Source organism: Bacteroidia bacterium, from assembly GCA_033391075.1.
GTDB lineage: Bacteria > Bacteroidota > Bacteroidia > J057 > J057 > JAWPMV01.
Genome location: JAWPMV010000001.1, coordinates 5,093,805 through 5,111,268, shown reverse-complemented (window position 1 = coordinate 5,111,268; position 17,464 = coordinate 5,093,805). Strand labels below are relative to the sequence as shown.

Below are 17,464 nucleotides of genomic sequence, written 5' to 3'. Positions count from 1 at the left end.
CATTGCCAAGCTATCATATTCTCCTAATTGAAGACCTTGATGAAGATGTGGTCCTCTTCCGTGCTTATATGGAAGACTCTGGAATAGAGAATTTCACCCTACATCACAGGTATACCCTTGCCGAAGGAAGAAAAGTTCCCCGCGAGCATCCGGTGGATATCATTATGCTCGACCTTCAACTTCCAGATTCCTTTGGCTTTTCGACTTTCGAGAAGATACATGGCGAATTTCCCCACTTGCCCATCGTGGTACTGACAGGAGGGATAGAATCCTCCCTCGGGATGCGTTGTGTAAAAGCCGGTGCACAAGACTTCCTTTCTAAAGGAGACCTTAGTGGATACCTGCTTGGAAGGGCGATTGGTTATGCAATTGAGCGAAACAATCTGAAGAGCAATTTGCAGGAGGCCCAGAATCTTGCGATGATGGGAAGCTGGACCGTTGATATGACGAGCAATGAAATGAGCCTTTCCCAGCAAATGTATAATCTGTTTCAGTTCAATAAGAACAATGACAACAGCCATAGTTTTGCTGAGTACATGGAACTGGTACATCCCGAAGATCAGCAATTGGTTGCGACACATATTAAAGAATCATTTGACAGCGGAAGAGAGTTTGAAGTGGATCACCGTTTTGTCCTGCCTGATAAGGAGGTCAAGTCCGTGATCATGAAGGCTCGGACCAAAAAGGATGCTGAGGGGAATTCCTATGAACTGATCGGTACGACTCAGGATGTGACACATAGGGTCCAGATGGATGCTTTGAAAAAAGAAACTGAGCTGGCGATTCGTTCTGCCAAATTGAGACAGGAATTTTTGGCCAAGACCAGTCATGAAATTCGTACTCCGCTCAATCCCATTCTGGTATTAACAGACATATTGCTAAAAAGCGATCTGAGTCCGGAACAAAAGAAAGACCTGGATACCATCAAAGCAGCAGGAAATACCCTGCTAGCAGTAGTAAATGATATCCTGGATCTCTCCAAGATTGAAGCCGGAAAGATTGATTTTGTAAAACATAGCTTTAGTATACATGAGGTATTTGATTATGCCCGGGATATGCTGGAGCCCAATGCTCGTAAAAAAGGCCTCAAACTCCATCTTGAAATAGATAGTGGAGTCCCTAAAAGCTTGATTGGCGATGATGTGAGACTGACGCAAATCATGCTAAACCTGATTGGCAATGCTATCAAGTTTACCAATGAAGGGGAAGTCAAGGTGCTGGCTAAAAAAGAATACGAAAAAGAAGGACAGCTAGGCGTTCGCTTTGAAGTCTCTGATACGGGCATAGGAATTCCCAAAGATATGTTGAAAGTGATCTTCGAAAGCTTCCAGCAGATCGATAGTGACACCAATCGCCAATTGGGCGGAACCGGATTGGGACTCACAATTGTAAAGCAGTTGGTGAGATTGCAAGGAGGAAGTATAGCGGTTGAAAGTGAGCCCGAAAAAGGCTCTGTATTTAGCTTTGAATTAGAATTTGGATCAGAAGGAGAGGTAAAGGAGAAAGAAGAGAAGATTGAAATTCTCAGGGATAAGTTGAACGGATTTGAGCTTCTGCTTGTAGAAGATAATCCCCTTAATCAACTCGTTACCCAAAAACTTCTCTCAGATTGGGGTATAGAACTGGAAATAGCCAGCAATGGTCGGGAGGCCATAGACCGTCTGAAAGAAAGAGGATATGATCTTATTCTGATGGATGTACAAATGCCGGAAATGGATGGCTATGAGGCGACTCGCTACATTCGGAAGAATATGGATACTCCTTTTAGCGAAATCCCCATTATAGCTTTGACAGCAAATGCTTTTAGTGGGAGTGATGACGAATGTCTAAAGGCTGGGATGGATGATTATGTGTCCAAGCCTATTGAAATTGCCAATTTATATTCTAAAATTGTCCAGTATGTGAGAAAGTGGCCGGTAGAAGCTGAGGAAGAAGCCCCGGTAAACGGCCAGAAGACAGCAACAGAACCCATAGCCGAAGCTACTCCAGAGCCTCCTGTAGTGGAACAAAAAAATGGATTCCACCATGCAGAAGCGGAAGCGCCTCAGGAAGAAGCCCTCGTACATAACAATGGGACTGCAAATGCGTTTGTAGAGAAAGTAGAAGAAGAGGAGGAGGTTAATGAAGAAAAATCTATGCCGACAAATTACGTGAATCTCGATTACCTCAGGTCAATTTCTGGCAATGATGAAAATATCATTCGCAAGGCGATCGAGAAATTTCTGGACACGACCCCTGAATTACTTAGTCAAATGGGTGATCAACTCAATGCCAGTGATGCACAGGCTTTGGGAAAAAGCGCACATAAGCTCAAAAGCTCAGTCGCTTTTATGGGAATTGAAGCTGTAAAGGAGATTTTGTTGAAAATTGAAAATGTAGCCAAAACTCATGAGGGAATGAATGATCTTCCTCATTTAGTTCAAAATACCCAGAATATCGTAGGCGATGCCATGGAGGAACTCAAAATGAAATTGTAACTTGCAGGGTAGCTGCTATATTGCTAGCTTTTCGCAATTTTGTTTCGTTTTGGATCTATGGTAAAGCAATACTCCTATTCAAGTCAGGCCGGGAATGAAATTCCCATCACATTATATGGTGCCGAATCCTTCGGCTCTCATCCCTGCGTAATTTACATCCATGGATTCAAGGGCTTCAAAGACTGGGGTTTTGTACCTTTTGCCGCTGAATATTTTGCGGCAAACAATATCAGCTTTATCGCTTTCAATTTTTCTCATAATGGAATAGGAGCCGATATGGAGAACTTTACCGAAAAGGATAAGTTCCTCCAAAATAGCCTGAGCCTCGAACTGGATGAAGCACTGGAAATTATACACCTTTGTGCCCACACGGATTTCTTTGGGAAATATCTCAATCAACCCATTGGATTGCTGGGACACAGCCGAGGAGGTGGGATAGCTGTACTTGCTGCCGAAAGAGCCCGTGAAATTAAGGCGATTTCTACCTGGGCTGCCGTTTCCACTTTTGAGAGATATAATAAGCAGGAAATCCAGGAATGGAAAAGCAAGGGCTATAAAGAAGTCGTAAACTCCCGTACAGGTCAGGTGTTGAGAATGGGCCAGGAGATGTTAAAGGATGTGGAGAAACACGTCAAAAAGAAACTACATGTCCTCAATGCTGTAAAACGCATGGAAAAACCCATTTTGATTCTACATGGGCAATCGGATGAAACGGTTCCCTACTTCGAAGCCGAACACCTCAATATTTACTCCAGTCCGGAATTCAGCACCATGCGCTTGATTCCTGCTACCGGGCATACCTTTGGGGCCAAACATCCCTTCGAAGGGAGTACTCCCGCCCTGGATGTTGCATTGGAACAAAGCCTTATCTTTTTCAAGGAAAAGCTGGTCCAATAGACTTGTAGCCTACGGTCGGGAAACTTAACTTGCGGAGGAAAGTATCCACTCTATCTTCTATGACTTTAAACCAAATCCTTTCTCAAATCAAGGACAAGAAATTCGCTCCTGTATACTATCTACATGGAGAGGAGGCCTGGTTTATTGACAGGATTATGGATGCCCTGGATGAAGATGGGGCTGTCATGACCGCTTCTGAAGCTTCTTTCAATCGAACCTTAATGTATGGAGCAGAAGCCCAGGCTGCTCAAATCGTTCAGTCTTGCAGGAGTTTTCCTGTTATGGCGCAGTATCGCCTGGTTTTGGTAAAAGAAGCTCAGCGTGTAAATAAGGCGGAGTGGGAGAAGATGAAATCCTATTTCGAAAATCCGGTTCCTTCTACTGTTTTGGTCCTCGCATTTCGAGACAGGAATGCCGGTCTTCCGAAAGCCTCCGTTACGGCTTTGGGAAAGAAAGGAGGGGTCAACTTTCATGCGAAGAAACTCTACGAAAAAGATGTACAACAATGGATAGCCGGACATATCAAAGATTCCGGTTTTGAGGCAGATTCTCAGATTCCTTTTATCCTGAGTACCAATCTTGGGACAGACATTGCCCATATCGAAAATGAACTAGAGAAAATGTTCATCTTCCTGAAGGCTCATAATAAAAAAGAACTCAAGCAGGATTTTGTCTACCAAATGATCCAGGTAGATAAGCGCTTCAATGTCTTTGAACTGGTACATGCTATTGCAGGCAGGGAAAATTATAAAGCACATATGATCGTCGATCGGCTCACCCAAAATGAAAAGATCAACCCACCTATCCTGACCATCAATGGGCTATTTCGCTTTTTCCATAACTTGGCTTTGGTACATCGTTTTCAACTGAGGACTACGGACTCTATCAAAAATCAGTTGAAAGTCAATTACTACCAGGCTAAGGATTATCAATTGGCCAGCCGAAATTTCAACCTCGCTCAGACCTATAGAAATATTTCCTATCTGAAAGAGGTTGATTTAAGTATGAAAGGCATGGTCAGCACCCACCTCAATGCCCGCGAACTTGTTAAAACTTTGGTCTGGAAGATGTTGAATTAGGGAAAGGTTCTGAGTAAATTCACTTTACTAATCAAGCACTGTGAAAACTCAATATCTTTCATCTTTATTGCTCTTCTTTTTCCTATTCTCTTATCATTTGGATGCTCAAAATTTTGAGACGCAATTTCTTCGAACCGGAGATTCGGGTTCCGGAAGAGGACTGTCATCTGATTTTATGGACTACGATGGTGATGGTAAGTTGGACATCATAGGAGGTTTCCCCAATACTAAGTATCTGCTGAATATGGCAAATCAGGGAGTTGGCTTCCGGATGCAAACAGAAGCGGATACTGTAAGAGGCTATTACTATATCAAGAAAGTTGACCTTAATCAGGATGGTTTTGATGACTTTTTGGCAGAGCATCGAGACAATAACCTGAAATATCACCTGGTACTTCATCTCAATACCGGCAATTACCAGTATCAGAGCTATGAAATCTCCTTCCCGCTTAATGATCCCATAGATCATATCGAAATCGCAGACATGGACAATGATGGGGATTTGGATCTTGTGGTGGATATGAAGGCCAATTTGAACTATTTCTATTATCTAAAGCAGGAAACTAATTTCCAGTTTAGCTGGTCATTCGTCAGTTTTTCCGGCCAACCAGCTACCCTATACGGTCTGGCAGATTTTGACGAGGATGGACTGATGGATGTCGTTGCCAGGCACAGAGATTTTTCCATTAATGATGATGTTGTTACGGTTATGGAAGCCGATACAAATCTGACTGAAGGATTTATCTCTCATGTATTTGATACCCTCAGAGCTGGAACGGCCGTAGTGGCGAATTTTGTAGGCTCAGATGAGAAAGAAATTCTCATCAGTCCTTTGGCAAATACCACCCAGGCATTTCTTTGGCAACATGATGGGAATTTTTCATTTAGTCTTCTTGCCAGCCCTTCTTTGGCCGATAAAGGAAATTTCTATTTGCCCAATGATTATGATGGAGATGGAGATATAGATGTTTTGCTGAAAGGTACACGATCTGCCTATGCCCTGATTCAGAATGACGGAGGAGGCACATTTACTACCCTGGATATGGGTTTCTCAAATTTTTATCCAGCTAAGGCATGGGAAGATGTGACAGGAGATGGAAGAAAAGATCTGCTGATAGAATATTCTGTATATGACCAGCAAACAGATGGGTCCTATGAATTGTACTGGAACAGTTTCGATATGGGAGCTTCAAGTTTGCAGCTCTTTGATAAGGATCAAAATAACAGAACTGATGTATTGAGTGTAAGTGGAACAACTTTATATCCGCTGGGACAAAGTTATGAGGAAAATTTCTCCTTTCAACAGCCCTATATCCCCTCAGGCTTACCTGATACCTATCCAGATGCAAGTACCGCTCCTGATGCAATATTTCAAATAGATAAAGACGGTGATCAGGATATCGACTTATTGATGGCTCATAAAAATAATTTGTACTGGTTAAATAATTCTGGAGGAAGTTTTAGTGCTACCCTGGCGGTTTCTGGATTGAGCCCAAATTTTACGATCAGAAATGAGGACCTGGATGAAGACGGAAATCCTGACATCCTGGTGAGCGCCAGTACTCTCGAGCGTTTTGAATGGAACGGGAACAATTTCATGCAAAGTACGATGGGGTTTCGTAGCAATTTATTTGCTGCTGGAGATTGGGATTTGGATGGGGATAAAGATATCGCCTACCTGATTCGAAATCAGACTAGCCGGGTTGCTGAACTATGGTATGCCCAAAACACAAATAATATCTACAGCAATGTCTATATCCAGGATGTGACGGAAACTTCAGGTAGAATATTTAGTAGCCTCATGAAAGCAGAAGACCTCGATTCTGATGGCGACCTCGATCTTATATTTGCCAATGAATTTGACAATGAGATAAGCTGGCTCCGAAATGATAGTAATCTGGTTTTTACAGATTTGGATATTAATACAACTATCATTGATCCCGGCATCTATCAGATTGCTGATTTTGATGGGGATAATAAGAAGGATATAGTAGTTGGAAGTAATAGCCAGGGTAAAGTGTTTTACCTTTCAAATAATGGATCAGAAGTCTTTACGGAAAGTATACTTATTGAGGATATTCCTCTCCTTGCACAATTGGAGATTGAGGACTTGGATCAAGATGGAGATCAGGATGTAATTGCATCGTCCAGATGGAATGCCCGGATTGTCTGGATGAAAAATATGGAAATTGATTGCCCCAGAACCTATGCGAGTTTAACCGAAAGCATTTGTTTGGGGGATAGTTTCTTGCTTGGGAATACCTGGATATTTGACGCAGGCATGTATACAGATACTATTCCGAATACAAATGCTTGCGATAGCTTGATTCGATTAGAACTAAGTACCTACCAGCTTGATAATTTCGTGCTGACGGCTGATAGCAGTACGGTCTATGCAATTTCCGGATTGCTCAGCTATGAATGGTTTAGAAATGATACCCTCTTGACCAGTGAAATGAAGGATAGCCTTGATGCAGCTTTATATGGGAGTGGCATCTATCAGGTGAAAGGGAGAAACTCAGACGGCTGTTACCTTGAGTCTGATACCTTGAGTGTACAGGTAGAGAATGGAGTAGGAATAGACGAAAGCATAAATCGGGCATTAAGGGTTTTTCCCAATCCAGTAGAAGACATGCTTGTGATTCGCAGTGATTTTCCCTTAAGTCTGATTGAGGATTTACAGCTAACAAGTCTTGACGGCAGGCAAATTCAAATGCAGGAACTATATGTGAAAATATTTCCCGGAGAAGTGAAGCTTGATTTGAGTAACTTGAAAGCCGGGATATACCTTCTTTCTATTGAAATTGAAGATCAATGGTATATCCGAAAACTCATCAAAGAGTAATGAAACCATGCGTCTAATTCTTCTTTTATTCTCCCTGCAATTAGTTTTGACGGCTTGTCCTCCTTCGGATCTCACACAGGCTAGCCCACGCGCCCCCAAAAAGAAACTCATCACACGTGATCATATCTATGATGATGCGATTCATACAGTCCAGCTTTACCGGACACAATGGGAAGAATCCTATCCCGTGATCTACAAGGATGCTGGAGGAAATCTGACCCTGGAATTTGATGAATTTATTCCTGATACAGAGCGGGAGTCAGATTTTATGGTTGATTTGGTGCACTGTGATGTGGATTGGAAAGAAAGTTTTGTCTTGCCCATCTCCTTCTATGAGGGCTTTTCTCAGGATCGAATAGACGATTATCGAAGGTCGGAGTTTACCCGTACGCCATATGTTCATTATACCTATAGTTTTCCTCAGGAGAATGAATACTTCAAAATAAGCGGAAATTATATCCTGAAAGTTTATCGTTCTGGCAATCCCAATGATTTAGTCCTGACACGTCGCTTTGTAGTGGCAGAGCAAAGGGTAGGGATAAGACCTACACGGATGCTTGCAGAGAAATTTGAACGCCAGCAATTGGCATCGATAGATTTTGAAGTCAATACTTCAGGCTTGCAAATTTTTAGTCCGCAACAAGACCTTGACATTCGCATCGTTCAAAATTTTAGATTAGATCAGCCTTTTACACCCGGAGTGCCTCGTTTTTCCAGAGACAATCGACACGAATACCATGTAGATTTGTTGCGTGCTTTTGGCGGGGGAAATGAATTTCGGCAAGCTGATATCCGGAGTACTCGTTTTTATTCTAGAGATATGGAGGATGTAGAAGATCTGGATTCAACCTATCGGGTCTTTCTCTTTCCCGGAGATCCTTTCCTACGAAATAATTTTGGCAATAGAAGAGATCGAAATGGCGGCTACTTTATTGAAGTCCAGGAGTGGCCGGAAAATGATTACCAGGCCGATTATGTTTATACCTTCTTTAGTCTAAAAAGAATGGAACCCTTCCCAGCAGGTGAAGAAGTCTATGTCTTTGGAAAACTAAGTGATTGGCAGCTAAAGCCTCAGTTTCGGATGAGCTACAATGATGATCTGGGACAATATGAAGCAGATATCCGACTCAAGCAGGGCGTATATGACTATCAGTATTTGGTAGGTTCTGCTCAGGGATGGAAGGAGACGGCTGTCGAAGGTAGGCTCTCCGCTCCGGAAAACTTTTATACCATCATGGTATACTACCGGTCGCCCACAGATCGCAGTGAGCAATTGATTGGTTATCTGCCGATAAATTATGCTGAGTAACCCCTCCGCTGCAAGCCCCGTTCCCCTTAAAAAGGGAACGACCCGCAAGCCAATATTTTATTTAGGAGTCATTCGCCATGTCCCTTTTTAAGGGGACGGTCGGCGAAAAGGGGTCCGGGTCATTCAGCCACAAATGTCGTATCCACGATCAGATTCACCCAATTATCCAGACTTACGCCCATGAGGGTGAAATTGTAGGTCTCTCCGGGAGTAAGTGTAGGAGCAGGATCGACATCCCGAATATTTAGCACCACATTATCCAACTTATAAAACTGAAAATTTTTGTCGAAGGTATAGGTGCCGGAAATGAGGTTTCCACTTTCATCCGAAACAACATGGAAATAAATTTCATTTTCGGGAGTTCTGCCATCCGTCCAGCTAAAAATGGGTTCCAAAGGATTGCTCAGATCAATATTGAGCAATTCCGGGGCAAATTCAGAGGGTTTGCTGGCATCCTTGAGTCGAATTGCATTGGAGATATGTACACTGTCAGGCGTAAAGTATACCACACGGCTCCAGCTATCTTCGGTACTGGCAGCTCGGGTAAATCTATGGAGATATCCATTGAATACTGCTAAACCATCCAGAGGGACTTCTTTAAACGCACTGAAATCATCGGGATTTGCACTCAAATCCTCGGTTTCGAAATAGCGAAACTCAGTTGCCCCGGCTATGGGATAGAAGAATACAGAAACGGGTAAGGCCGGATCATCCAAAAAACCTTCCTGTCCCCCTGCTGCACAGGCTATAAGATTTTTGCTTTGTGAACGATCAGCATGTGTTTCCAGGAAACAACTCAAACTATCGCTCTCCCCACAATTGACTTCTTCTTCGCAGGAGGCGAAAAAGAGGAGAGAGAGAATCAGGATAAATCTTGCTGTATATCTTATCATCGAACAGGAATCTGTGGCGAGGCAGATCGAATTCTTTCTACTTTATTCATGAAGGTTTTGATCCGCAAAAGATCTGGAGGATTCTGCCAATTCCCTTCCTGCTTAAAGTAAGAACCTACAATCATGGCATCACAATGAGGAGCAAAAGCCTCGACATTGCTAATACTGATACCTGAGCCTACTATGATAGGAACGTCCAATTCCTGCGTAAGCGTTGCTACATCCATGATATTTGCTTCTTCTCCTGTGGCATTGCCCGTAATGATGAGACCGTCTGACTGGAAGAAGGTCGCAGCTTTGGCTGTTTCTATAAGATCTACATCTTTGGTGATCTCATGTGAACTATGCTTTTTCTTGATATCGGTGAATATCTGAATGTTTTCAGCGCCTATCATTTTGCGATAGCGCAATAGTTCGGCTGCATCCGATTGCATCATGCCTTCATCGGCCATATGCCCATAAACAAAACCTTCTGCCCGAATGAAATCCATTTCGGCTGCAAAGGCTGCTGCAAGTGCTGCTTTGTTTGCACCGGCCAGGATTTGTATCCCGCAGGGGATTTCGGAAAAGCTTTTTACTTCCCTTCCGATAATGGCCATAAGGGTACTAATCTCATGCCCAACCTCACGGTTGAGATAGGGGCGATCATGCATGTTCTCAATCATGATTCCATCTACCCCCATACGCTGATAGAGCTCGGCTTCTGCTAAGCAATCCATAATGATCTTTCCCGGCGGATATTTATTAGCCGGAGTACCTGGCAAAGCGGGTACATGGATCATAGCAATGATAGCAGGGCTATGTTTAAATAAGGGGTGAAGTCGAGGCATGTTTGTGTTAAGGTAAGACATAGACGCGTTCAGCACGTACTATATCCGGGGTTCTGAGTACTGCAAAATATGTTCCCGGCTTCAGGTCTCCAATGGGTATCTGTAATTTTTGGGAACCTGGATAAATAAAGCCGGCTTTTCTTCGGACAATTTCCCCTTCCGAGGATTTCATCATAAATGCCATAGTCGTTTTCTCTGCCAGTACAAAATTCATCTCCAGGGTATCGGCTTGTTGCAATTTTGTTTTGCCAAATTCAACCAATCGGTAAAACACCCCTACCGTATCAGATTGTTGAACTTCCCCCAGGATATCCAGCAAAGAAAGCCTGTAATAGTTCCATCCGTATTCCGGTTCATGGTCCACCCAAAAGTAGTTTCGCTCTTCCTGTCCATCTCCGATGGTAGGTACCCTGTCCAGAATCTGGAAGTCCTTCCTGTTTTGTGAGCGGTCCACAGTAAAGTCGGAAAACATAAATTCCAATTGAGTTTGCCAGGCAATCTCAACTGAGTCCGCAACAACGAAGGCCTTGAAATGTGAAAGATCAATATAGGGAGCATCAAGATCATTGATATCTATACCGGATTTTTCTTCTTCCTCACTACCTCTTTCTGCTATTTCCGGTACAGCATCTTCCCTGTGACATATACCAGTAACAAATTCCATGCGAAAAGGCTTCAGGCTGAAGCCTCTATCATCTACTAATGAGACAGATAGCTCTACTGCATAGGTGGTTTCGGAATTAAGGAGCGACTTCGGTATTAACTGGACATATTGATTGAGAACATCATAATTGATGTCATACTTGATCTTCCGATCCGGGAAGTCGACCTCGAACATTTTGAGGCTATTTTCGTCCAATGTGGCCGGATCAAGCTGTTTACTCTCTGATGGAAAGTGTAAAGTAAAGGATATAAATGTATTGCAGGGAAGATTGTCAGCTCCATTTGAAGGGAAGCTTGAAGTTACAAAGCCTCGCTCTTGAGCAAATAATCCCAGGTTGAATATGATCAACCAAAAAAATGTACAGCTTGTCAGGCTTATTTTCTTCATCCTGTTTTTCCTCTTACAGATCTGATCTTGTAGCACAATAATCTATACGCCATTGTCCTGTTTTTTGTATATCTGCCAAATAAAAAGATCAGCCTGTAACCAAAATATCTTTTTTGACTCTAATTAAGGCAAAGATAATCAAAAGACAGGCTTTTTGGTTATAATGAGTGCGAATGGATGAAATGAAATTTCCAATGGAAAGCCTGTTAAGTTGAACCATTGTTTAGACGAATTATATGAAAACCTGTTTTAGAGCTTTGATCATTTGCGCGCTGCTCGGCAGCCAGCTTTTTACAGCTTGTGCCTATCGTAGTGGAGAGGATAATATTGTTCCCGGTGGTTGCAATACCCCTGCTACGGTTTCCTATCTCAATGATGTTTTGCCTGTTCTTCAAAGTAGCTGTCTGGGCTGTCATGATGCTGCTGGAAATGCCGGCGGAATTGTATTCGATACCTACAATGGCTTGAAAACAATCGTTGATAACGGGAGCTTTCAGGGAGCTATAAATCATGATGCCGGTTGGGAACCCATGCCGAGAAATGCATCTAAATTACCAGATTGTACGCTCGAATCGATTCAGGCCTGGATAGATGATGGCGCCCCTGAAAACTAGGCAGGAATTCCCGGATTGATCCTTTCTTCATTTTTGTCGAAATTGAATGCTCATCATTCAATTTCGATACATGAAACACAGCCTTCGTCTGCATCTGCTAACTTCCCCATTATTTATTTGTGGACTTATCGTCCTTCTGCTCAATGACCATTGGGCAAAAATGGCCTATGGTAATTTTTTGACCGGCAAGATTTCAGATTTTGCCGGATTGTTTATTTTTCCGCTTTTCCTCTTAGCCTTCTTTCCCTCTTACAAGAAAGTTGTTTTTACTTTTGTAGCCATCTTTTTCGTGTGGTGGAAAAGTCCCTTTAGTGGGGGAATGATTGATTGGCTCAATTTTACAGGTGTCGGTATTTCGAGAGTAGTCGATTACAGTGATCTCTGGGCTTTTTGTATGCTCCCTTTTGCCTGGAATTACGAAAAGCATGCAAAGGGAATACAAAAGATTCCTGCCTATCTGATAGCGGGAATTGCCTTTACGAGTTTTTGTGCAACCTCTATTCCTCCAGGAAAAACTATAGAGTATAAAGAGATTAATAAGAGTTATGAGTTTCCTTATTCTAAAACCTTATTGGCAAAAAGACTCAACAAAGAAGCCGTCAAACTTGTCAAACTCTATAATCCTGAGTCTCTGAACTTCGACGCCCCTTCCAACAGTTTTATTATGGCTAATGGAGATACTATTGCTCGTTTAATAGATGTAAGCCAAATAGATGATGAGCATCCATTATATTTCAGAGGGGTACATGGAGAGATTGAGATAAGTGGAGACTCCCAGCATTCAAAACTTACCTTAAAGCGATTGGCCAAATACACACCCGCACATAAGAACCAAAGCCAGGAAGACAAACTCATTCTCTTATTTGAAAAGAAAGTCATCAAAAAGCTGCGAAAGCAAGTTCCTGAATCTTATTATTGGTAGCATGGAAAGAGCAAAATTTGTCGATGATTTACCGACTCAGTTTTTCTCATCTCTATCTCCTCAAAAAATGAGAATATGGGCGATGGTGTATGGGCTGTTCCTGATCACAGGGCTTTGCTTTTGGTTTTATGGGGAAAGAGGGAATTGGTATCACGATGAATTTGGCTTTTGGGGAAATGTGTTGTTTTACGTATTGATGTGGAGATTAATTAGGGGAATTCGATTGAGGGTATTCAAACTGGAGGATCACGTCTGGATGTTGGAGTTTCGCGAGTCCTCCCATGAAGTCCATTTTCTTTGTCATAAGAGGCTCTTCCGTCATCAGGAGGCTAGCTTTGACTTAGATGAAACTACTTGTGTGATCCACAAAAGTGATGTTCCTCGGCTATATTATCAGCTTGCTGGCTTGCGGTATACCTATAAAACAGATGGATCAGGCATGATCATCATGAAGTATCTGATTCTTTTATTCTCTATTAGCCTGGGGGGGATCGTTGATCTTTTTCTGAAGGATGGGCCTGCAGGTAAGAGCATGGCCCAATATCTCTATGGCCCCACAGAAACAGCCCTTGATCTCAGGCCCACAGCCGTATCTTTTGTAAAAGGGAAAAACGAAAAAAGCCTGATTTTACTTCCTACTTATGGTTGGAAACAGGAAAAGCTTGCGGAAATCGTAGAAGTTTGTCAGGACCATACGGTAAGGGTCTTTGATAAAAGGCCGCATCGGGAAAAACAGGAAGATGCCTTTATTTAATCTACCAACTTTTTGCTGTAAATTGAGTCTTTAGATAAAGTAATAAGGAGAGCGCATGAAACACCTTATTTTTAAAAATCCGGAAAACCTTCGCCTCAGAGCCGTAGCATATCTGTTACTTTTTGTGTTGGGCCTGGCAGCTGCTGTTTATGTTGGCTTGAACTATGAAGAATATGCTTCTCCCTGGATGATTTTGATTATCCCCAGCTACCTGTATATTCTATTCAGATTGATAAGAGGAGTTTTATTACGGCTTCTCAGAATGGAAAACCATGTGTACAAACTCAAAATTTATCCTGAAAATCGTATTGTGGAAGTCTGGAGTTTTGGGAAATGGTTTGAATGGACGAAACATAGCCTGGCTTTTGAGGAAATTACCGCTGTAGTTCACAAAACGCGTTTCGATCGCCTCAATTTTCGCTTTCCTATTATTCGACACAATCTAAAAACCAAAGGAGTACTTTTTGTAATAAATAGGCATGTCTTAAGGCCCATATTTTTAAGTTTTCTTTTCTTGCTCACCTTTCCGATTACCTTGATGATCCAATTTCCCATATTTGATTCACTCGTAGAGGATAAATACCCCAGGGATTATGATTACGATGCCCGACCTACAGCGGTATCTTTGGTAAAAGGGAAAAATCAGGCCAGCTTTATGATGCTTTCCAGTTATGGTTGGAGGGAGACAGATACGGAAAAACTCTATACAACTTGCCAACAAATGGGAATTAACATTTTTGACAAAAGATCTCCTTTTGAGAGAAAGGATGGTGTATTTCTATAGGTAAATGCAAAAGCTCCTGAGACCGAAATCCCAGGAGCTCCTTAACAATATCTCAATTTATAATTCAAACAATATTCCCCAATTCAGCAGGAGAATATCTACACGTTGACTGAATTCACTTAGACTAGTAGTATAAGACGGTTCAGCGCCTATATAATGAAGCCCAAATTTCAGCGCAAAATCATCTGCGAGATAATACTTCAATCCGCTTCCCAGTCCAAATGCAAATGCATTTCCTGATCCCGCTTCACGATTGATGGTAAATCCTCCAATGACAATATCAGCAGCAGGAAATTCCAGAAACATAATTCCTGCATTCCCTTCGATTTCTACATACAAATCCTTTGTAATGGCTTGACTGGTTTTAGCCGCAGCCAGAATTGAAGTGCTGTTCCAGGGATTTAGTTCGAGGAATACACTATTGGGACCCTCGGGATTGTTTTGTGCAAATATGGCTCGCAAGCCTGCTGAAAAGCGGTCCGAAAATTTATATCCTACCGAAGCTGAACCATTGAAACCGGCTTTGGCATAACCCGCTCCGGCATCTGAATTCGCGGAGAACTTCCCAAGCGGAAAAGCGGCTCCACCTTCCAGGCCAAGATAGGCTCCCTGACCATAAACAATAGGGGAAAATAGAAGGACTGTAAATAGCAGCCCGAATACTTTTTTCATGACTTATTGATTGGATAGATTAATTGGAAATTGTGCCGTCCTGGGCATCTTCTTTTAAGGTTTCATTGGCATAGATGGCTACTTCGACCCTTCTATTGGCAGTACGACCACTTTCCGTCTCATTGTCATCTACGGGTTTCTCTTCACCATAACCTTTGATCGAAAAGCGACTTCCCTGTACACCATGGGTACTCAGGTAATTTCTTACCGAAGATGCACGTTTGACCGAAAGTTCCTGATTAAATTCGTCTGATCCGACATTATCTGTATGTCCTTCAATCAGGATATCTGTCTCCGGATACTTTTGGAGAATGTCGGCAAATTCGTCCAGGTTTCTTTTGGTTTCATTGCTAAGCCTTGATGAACCAAAGTCGAATAAAAGGCCGGAATCAAAGGTGATTAATATACCTTCTCCCACTCTCTCTACCTCAGCTCCTTCAATTTCTTCTTCGATCTCTTTGGCTTGCTTGTCCATATAACGACCGATGACGGCTCCGGCTGTACCACCGATTGCAGCTCCAATAAGAACTCCAGCGGCTGTATTGCCTTTCTTTTTCCCTATAATACCTCCCAAAACTCCTCCGGCGGTAGCACCTATGGCTCCTCCTTTGGCAGTTTTGCTCGCCTTACAAGATGGGAAAATGCTCAATGATGTGATTAGGCACAGGATCAACAAGGTTTGGGGGAACCTCCGTGTTTCGTGTTTGCTAAACATGTGTGGATAGATTTAAGCGCGTTCAATAATACTTTGGATGTTTGAAATAGTAAAAGGTCATCAAAAATTAGAATAATAATTCAATCAATTGCTTAATCAATAAAAGAAAATGTCTCGTAATTCAAATTTTAGACCCCAATTCAACAGGAAAACCAATGAGTTTGTCCAAGTGTGCCTGGGTCTTGAGAAGTTACTAAGAATAAGAAATTAAATTTTACCTGCTAGCATTACGATAGAAAAATCAGCTAAATGGAAACCCGATTTGGACTTTCTCCGTTTATTTGTTGAAATTTGTACCTATGAAGTACGCAATACATATGCTACGATTTAGCAACCCCTTGAACCGATCTGGATTTCGGGGGCGTATTGCTGTGTACTTATTCCACTAGCATATTTTCTGAAATCATTTTTACTCGGTTCAGGGGGATACCAGGAATCAGAAGAGATTCCCATTTTCTTTTTCACCTTCAACATCGAGTAAATCATGAATATTTCCATACTAAGTAAGGAGGCCTTGCTCAAGGCTCTCAAGGTCCGTGATCTAAGTAATCCTGAAGAGGGAGATCACGCACTACAAATTCTCATCGAAAAAATCCGTTTGGCCCTTGAAAAGGCCTGGAATTGCAACACCCACATATACCGGGAAAGTCCTATTGTCTCTGTAGAAGATAATTATGACCGTCTCCGATATCCGGCTGATGGTCCTGCCCGAGCAGCCAGATATACACGCTATGTCTGCGATAAGGCACTTTTACGTACCAGTACTTCTGCGATGATACCGCGTGCTATGCGTAGCCTGGCTTCTGATCTCAAGGGAGAAGATCTTATCCTTTGTCCAGGTCTGGTATACCGTCGCGACCAAATCGACCGTCTACATTTGGCTGAAATTCATCAGATGGACCTCTGGAGGATAACAAAGAAACCCATGAAGTCTGAGGATATGCGAGAAATGATCCAATTGGTCCTGGACGCAGTATTAGAAGGCTGTGAATACCGACTGGAAGAACGGGTACATCCCTACACCCTGGAGGGGCTGCAAATTGATGTCAAATATGAGGGAGAGTGGGTCGAGCTAGGCGAATGCGGATTGACACATCCGGAAATTCACAAAGAGAACTTACCCCATGGAGATAAGCTGAGTGGGCTCGCTATGGGCCTGGGATTAGACCGAATCCTTATGCTCAGAAAAGGAATGAAGGATGTACGCCTTATTTCCTCCTCAAATCCTCGTATCTCCAAACAAATGAATGACCTGAATCCCTATCAGGAAGTTTCTTATATGCCAGCTGTAAGAAGAGATCTTTCTTTGGTTCTGGATATAGAAACAGATGTAGAAACACTGGGAGATAAAGTTCGGGAAACCTTAGGGGATGAATCGTATTTGATTGAGAGCCTGGAGATTTTGAATGAAAGTCCTTATGATAAATTGCCAGCTCATGTACAGGATAAACTGGGTCTGGAAAAAGGACAGAAAAATGCCCTGGTCAGGGTAGTGCTAAGATCCCTTCATCGGAGTCTGACGGATGAGGAATGCAACCTCTATCGGGATAAAGTCTATAAATGTCTTCACGAAGGCAAGTACTGGGAATGGGCCTCAAAAGGAGATTGAGGACTTTTTCTCC

Annotated in this window: 15 protein-coding genes; 10 read left to right on the top strand and 5 right to left on the bottom strand. The window is 42.5% G+C overall.

The features are described from left to right. Nucleotides 1-2: 2 nt before the first annotated feature. Genes R8P61_20330 through R8P61_20310 form a run of 5 tightly spaced genes read left to right on the top strand, consistent with a single transcriptional unit; the run spans nucleotide 3 to nucleotide 8,607 of the window. Nucleotides 3-2,477 carry a response regulator gene (locus R8P61_20330; protein ID MDW3649428.1) on the top strand — a complete coding sequence of 825 codons (2,475 nt, stop codon included), beginning with the start codon at nucleotides 3-5 and terminating at the stop codon, nucleotides 2,475-2,477. Nucleotides 2,478-2,534: 57 nt separating this feature from the next. Beyond that, nucleotides 2,535-3,374 (top strand): alpha/beta hydrolase, encoded by an 840-nt coding sequence (locus R8P61_20325; protein MDW3649427.1) that lies wholly within the window; start codon nucleotides 2,535-2,537, stop codon nucleotides 3,372-3,374. 59 nt (nucleotides 3,375-3,433) lie between these two features. After that, complete coding sequence (gene holA, locus R8P61_20320; GenBank protein MDW3649426.1) at nucleotides 3,434-4,453, top strand: DNA polymerase III subunit delta; 1,020 nt, start codon at nucleotides 3,434-3,436, stop codon at nucleotides 4,451-4,453. Between the two features lie 40 nt (nucleotides 4,454-4,493). Then, on the top strand, nucleotides 4,494-7,298 hold the full coding sequence (locus R8P61_20315; GenBank protein MDW3649425.1) for a T9SS type A sorting domain-containing protein: 2,805 nt from the start codon (nucleotides 4,494-4,496) through the stop codon (nucleotides 7,296-7,298). A gap of 7 nt (nucleotides 7,299-7,305) precedes the next feature. Then, complete coding sequence (locus R8P61_20310; protein MDW3649424.1) at nucleotides 7,306-8,607, top strand: DUF5103 domain-containing protein; 1,302 nt, start codon at nucleotides 7,306-7,308, stop codon at nucleotides 8,605-8,607. Between the two features lie 119 nt (nucleotides 8,608-8,726). On the opposite strand, the gene R8P61_20305 is transcribed toward R8P61_20310, so the two are convergent. The 3 genes from R8P61_20305 to R8P61_20295 are packed head-to-tail and all read right to left on the bottom strand — an operon-like array spanning nucleotide 8,727 to nucleotide 11,381. Continuing rightward, on the bottom strand, nucleotides 8,727-9,500 hold the full coding sequence (locus tag R8P61_20305) for a hypothetical protein (GenBank protein ID MDW3649423.1): 774 nt from the start codon (nucleotides 9,498-9,500) through the stop codon (nucleotides 8,727-8,729). Next, nucleotides 9,497-10,330 carry a BtpA/SgcQ family protein gene (locus R8P61_20300; protein ID MDW3649422.1) on the bottom strand — a complete coding sequence of 278 codons (834 nt, stop codon included), beginning with the start codon at nucleotides 10,328-10,330 and terminating at the stop codon, nucleotides 9,497-9,499. Before R8P61_20300 ends, R8P61_20305 begins: the two co-directional genes overlap by 4 nt. Nucleotides 10,331-10,337: 7 nt before the next feature. Then, nucleotides 10,338-11,381, bottom strand: coding sequence for an Ig-like domain-containing protein (locus R8P61_20295; GenBank protein ID MDW3649421.1), 1,044 nt, complete (start codon nucleotides 11,379-11,381; stop codon nucleotides 10,338-10,340). Between the two features lie 236 nt (nucleotides 11,382-11,617). On the opposite strand from R8P61_20295, the gene R8P61_20290 reads away from it, so the two are divergent. The 4 genes from R8P61_20290 (at nucleotide 11,618) to R8P61_20275 (ending at nucleotide 14,455) form a co-directional block, all read left to right on the top strand. After that, the gene (locus R8P61_20290; GenBank protein ID MDW3649420.1) at nucleotides 11,618-11,995 is read left to right on the top strand and encodes a hypothetical protein; all 378 of its coding nucleotides are present in this window, start codon (nucleotides 11,618-11,620) and stop codon (nucleotides 11,993-11,995) included. 70 nt (nucleotides 11,996-12,065) lie between these two features. Continuing rightward, nucleotides 12,066-12,917, top strand: a complete 852-nt coding sequence (locus R8P61_20285; protein MDW3649419.1) for a hypothetical protein — start codon at nucleotides 12,066-12,068, stop codon at nucleotides 12,915-12,917. 1 nt (nucleotide 12,918) lies between these two features. Continuing rightward, entirely contained in the window at nucleotides 12,919-13,671 is a 753-nt protein-coding gene (locus tag R8P61_20280) for a hypothetical protein (GenBank protein MDW3649418.1), read from the top strand. Nucleotides 13,672-13,726: 55 nt separating this feature from the next. Then, entirely contained in the window at nucleotides 13,727-14,455 is a 729-nt protein-coding gene (locus tag R8P61_20275; protein MDW3649417.1) for a hypothetical protein, read from the top strand. A gap of 57 nt (nucleotides 14,456-14,512) precedes the next feature. On the opposite strand, the gene R8P61_20270 is transcribed toward R8P61_20275, so the two are convergent. Both R8P61_20270 and R8P61_20265 read right to left on the bottom strand, forming a co-directional pair. Beyond that, on the bottom strand, nucleotides 14,513-15,127 hold the full coding sequence (locus R8P61_20270; protein ID MDW3649416.1) for an outer membrane beta-barrel protein: 615 nt from the start codon (nucleotides 15,125-15,127) through the stop codon (nucleotides 14,513-14,515). Nucleotides 15,128-15,146: 19 nt separating this feature from the next. Beyond that, complete coding sequence (locus R8P61_20265; protein MDW3649415.1) at nucleotides 15,147-15,842, bottom strand: OmpA family protein; 696 nt, start codon at nucleotides 15,840-15,842, stop codon at nucleotides 15,147-15,149. A 484-nt stretch (nucleotides 15,843-16,326) separates the two neighbouring features. Between R8P61_20265 and R8P61_20260 the strand changes: the two genes are divergently transcribed. Continuing rightward, nucleotides 16,327-17,451 carry a hypothetical protein gene (locus tag R8P61_20260; GenBank protein ID MDW3649414.1) on the top strand — a complete coding sequence of 375 codons (1,125 nt, stop codon included), beginning with the start codon at nucleotides 16,327-16,329 and terminating at the stop codon, nucleotides 17,449-17,451. The last annotated feature ends 13 nt before the right edge of the window (nucleotides 17,452-17,464 follow it).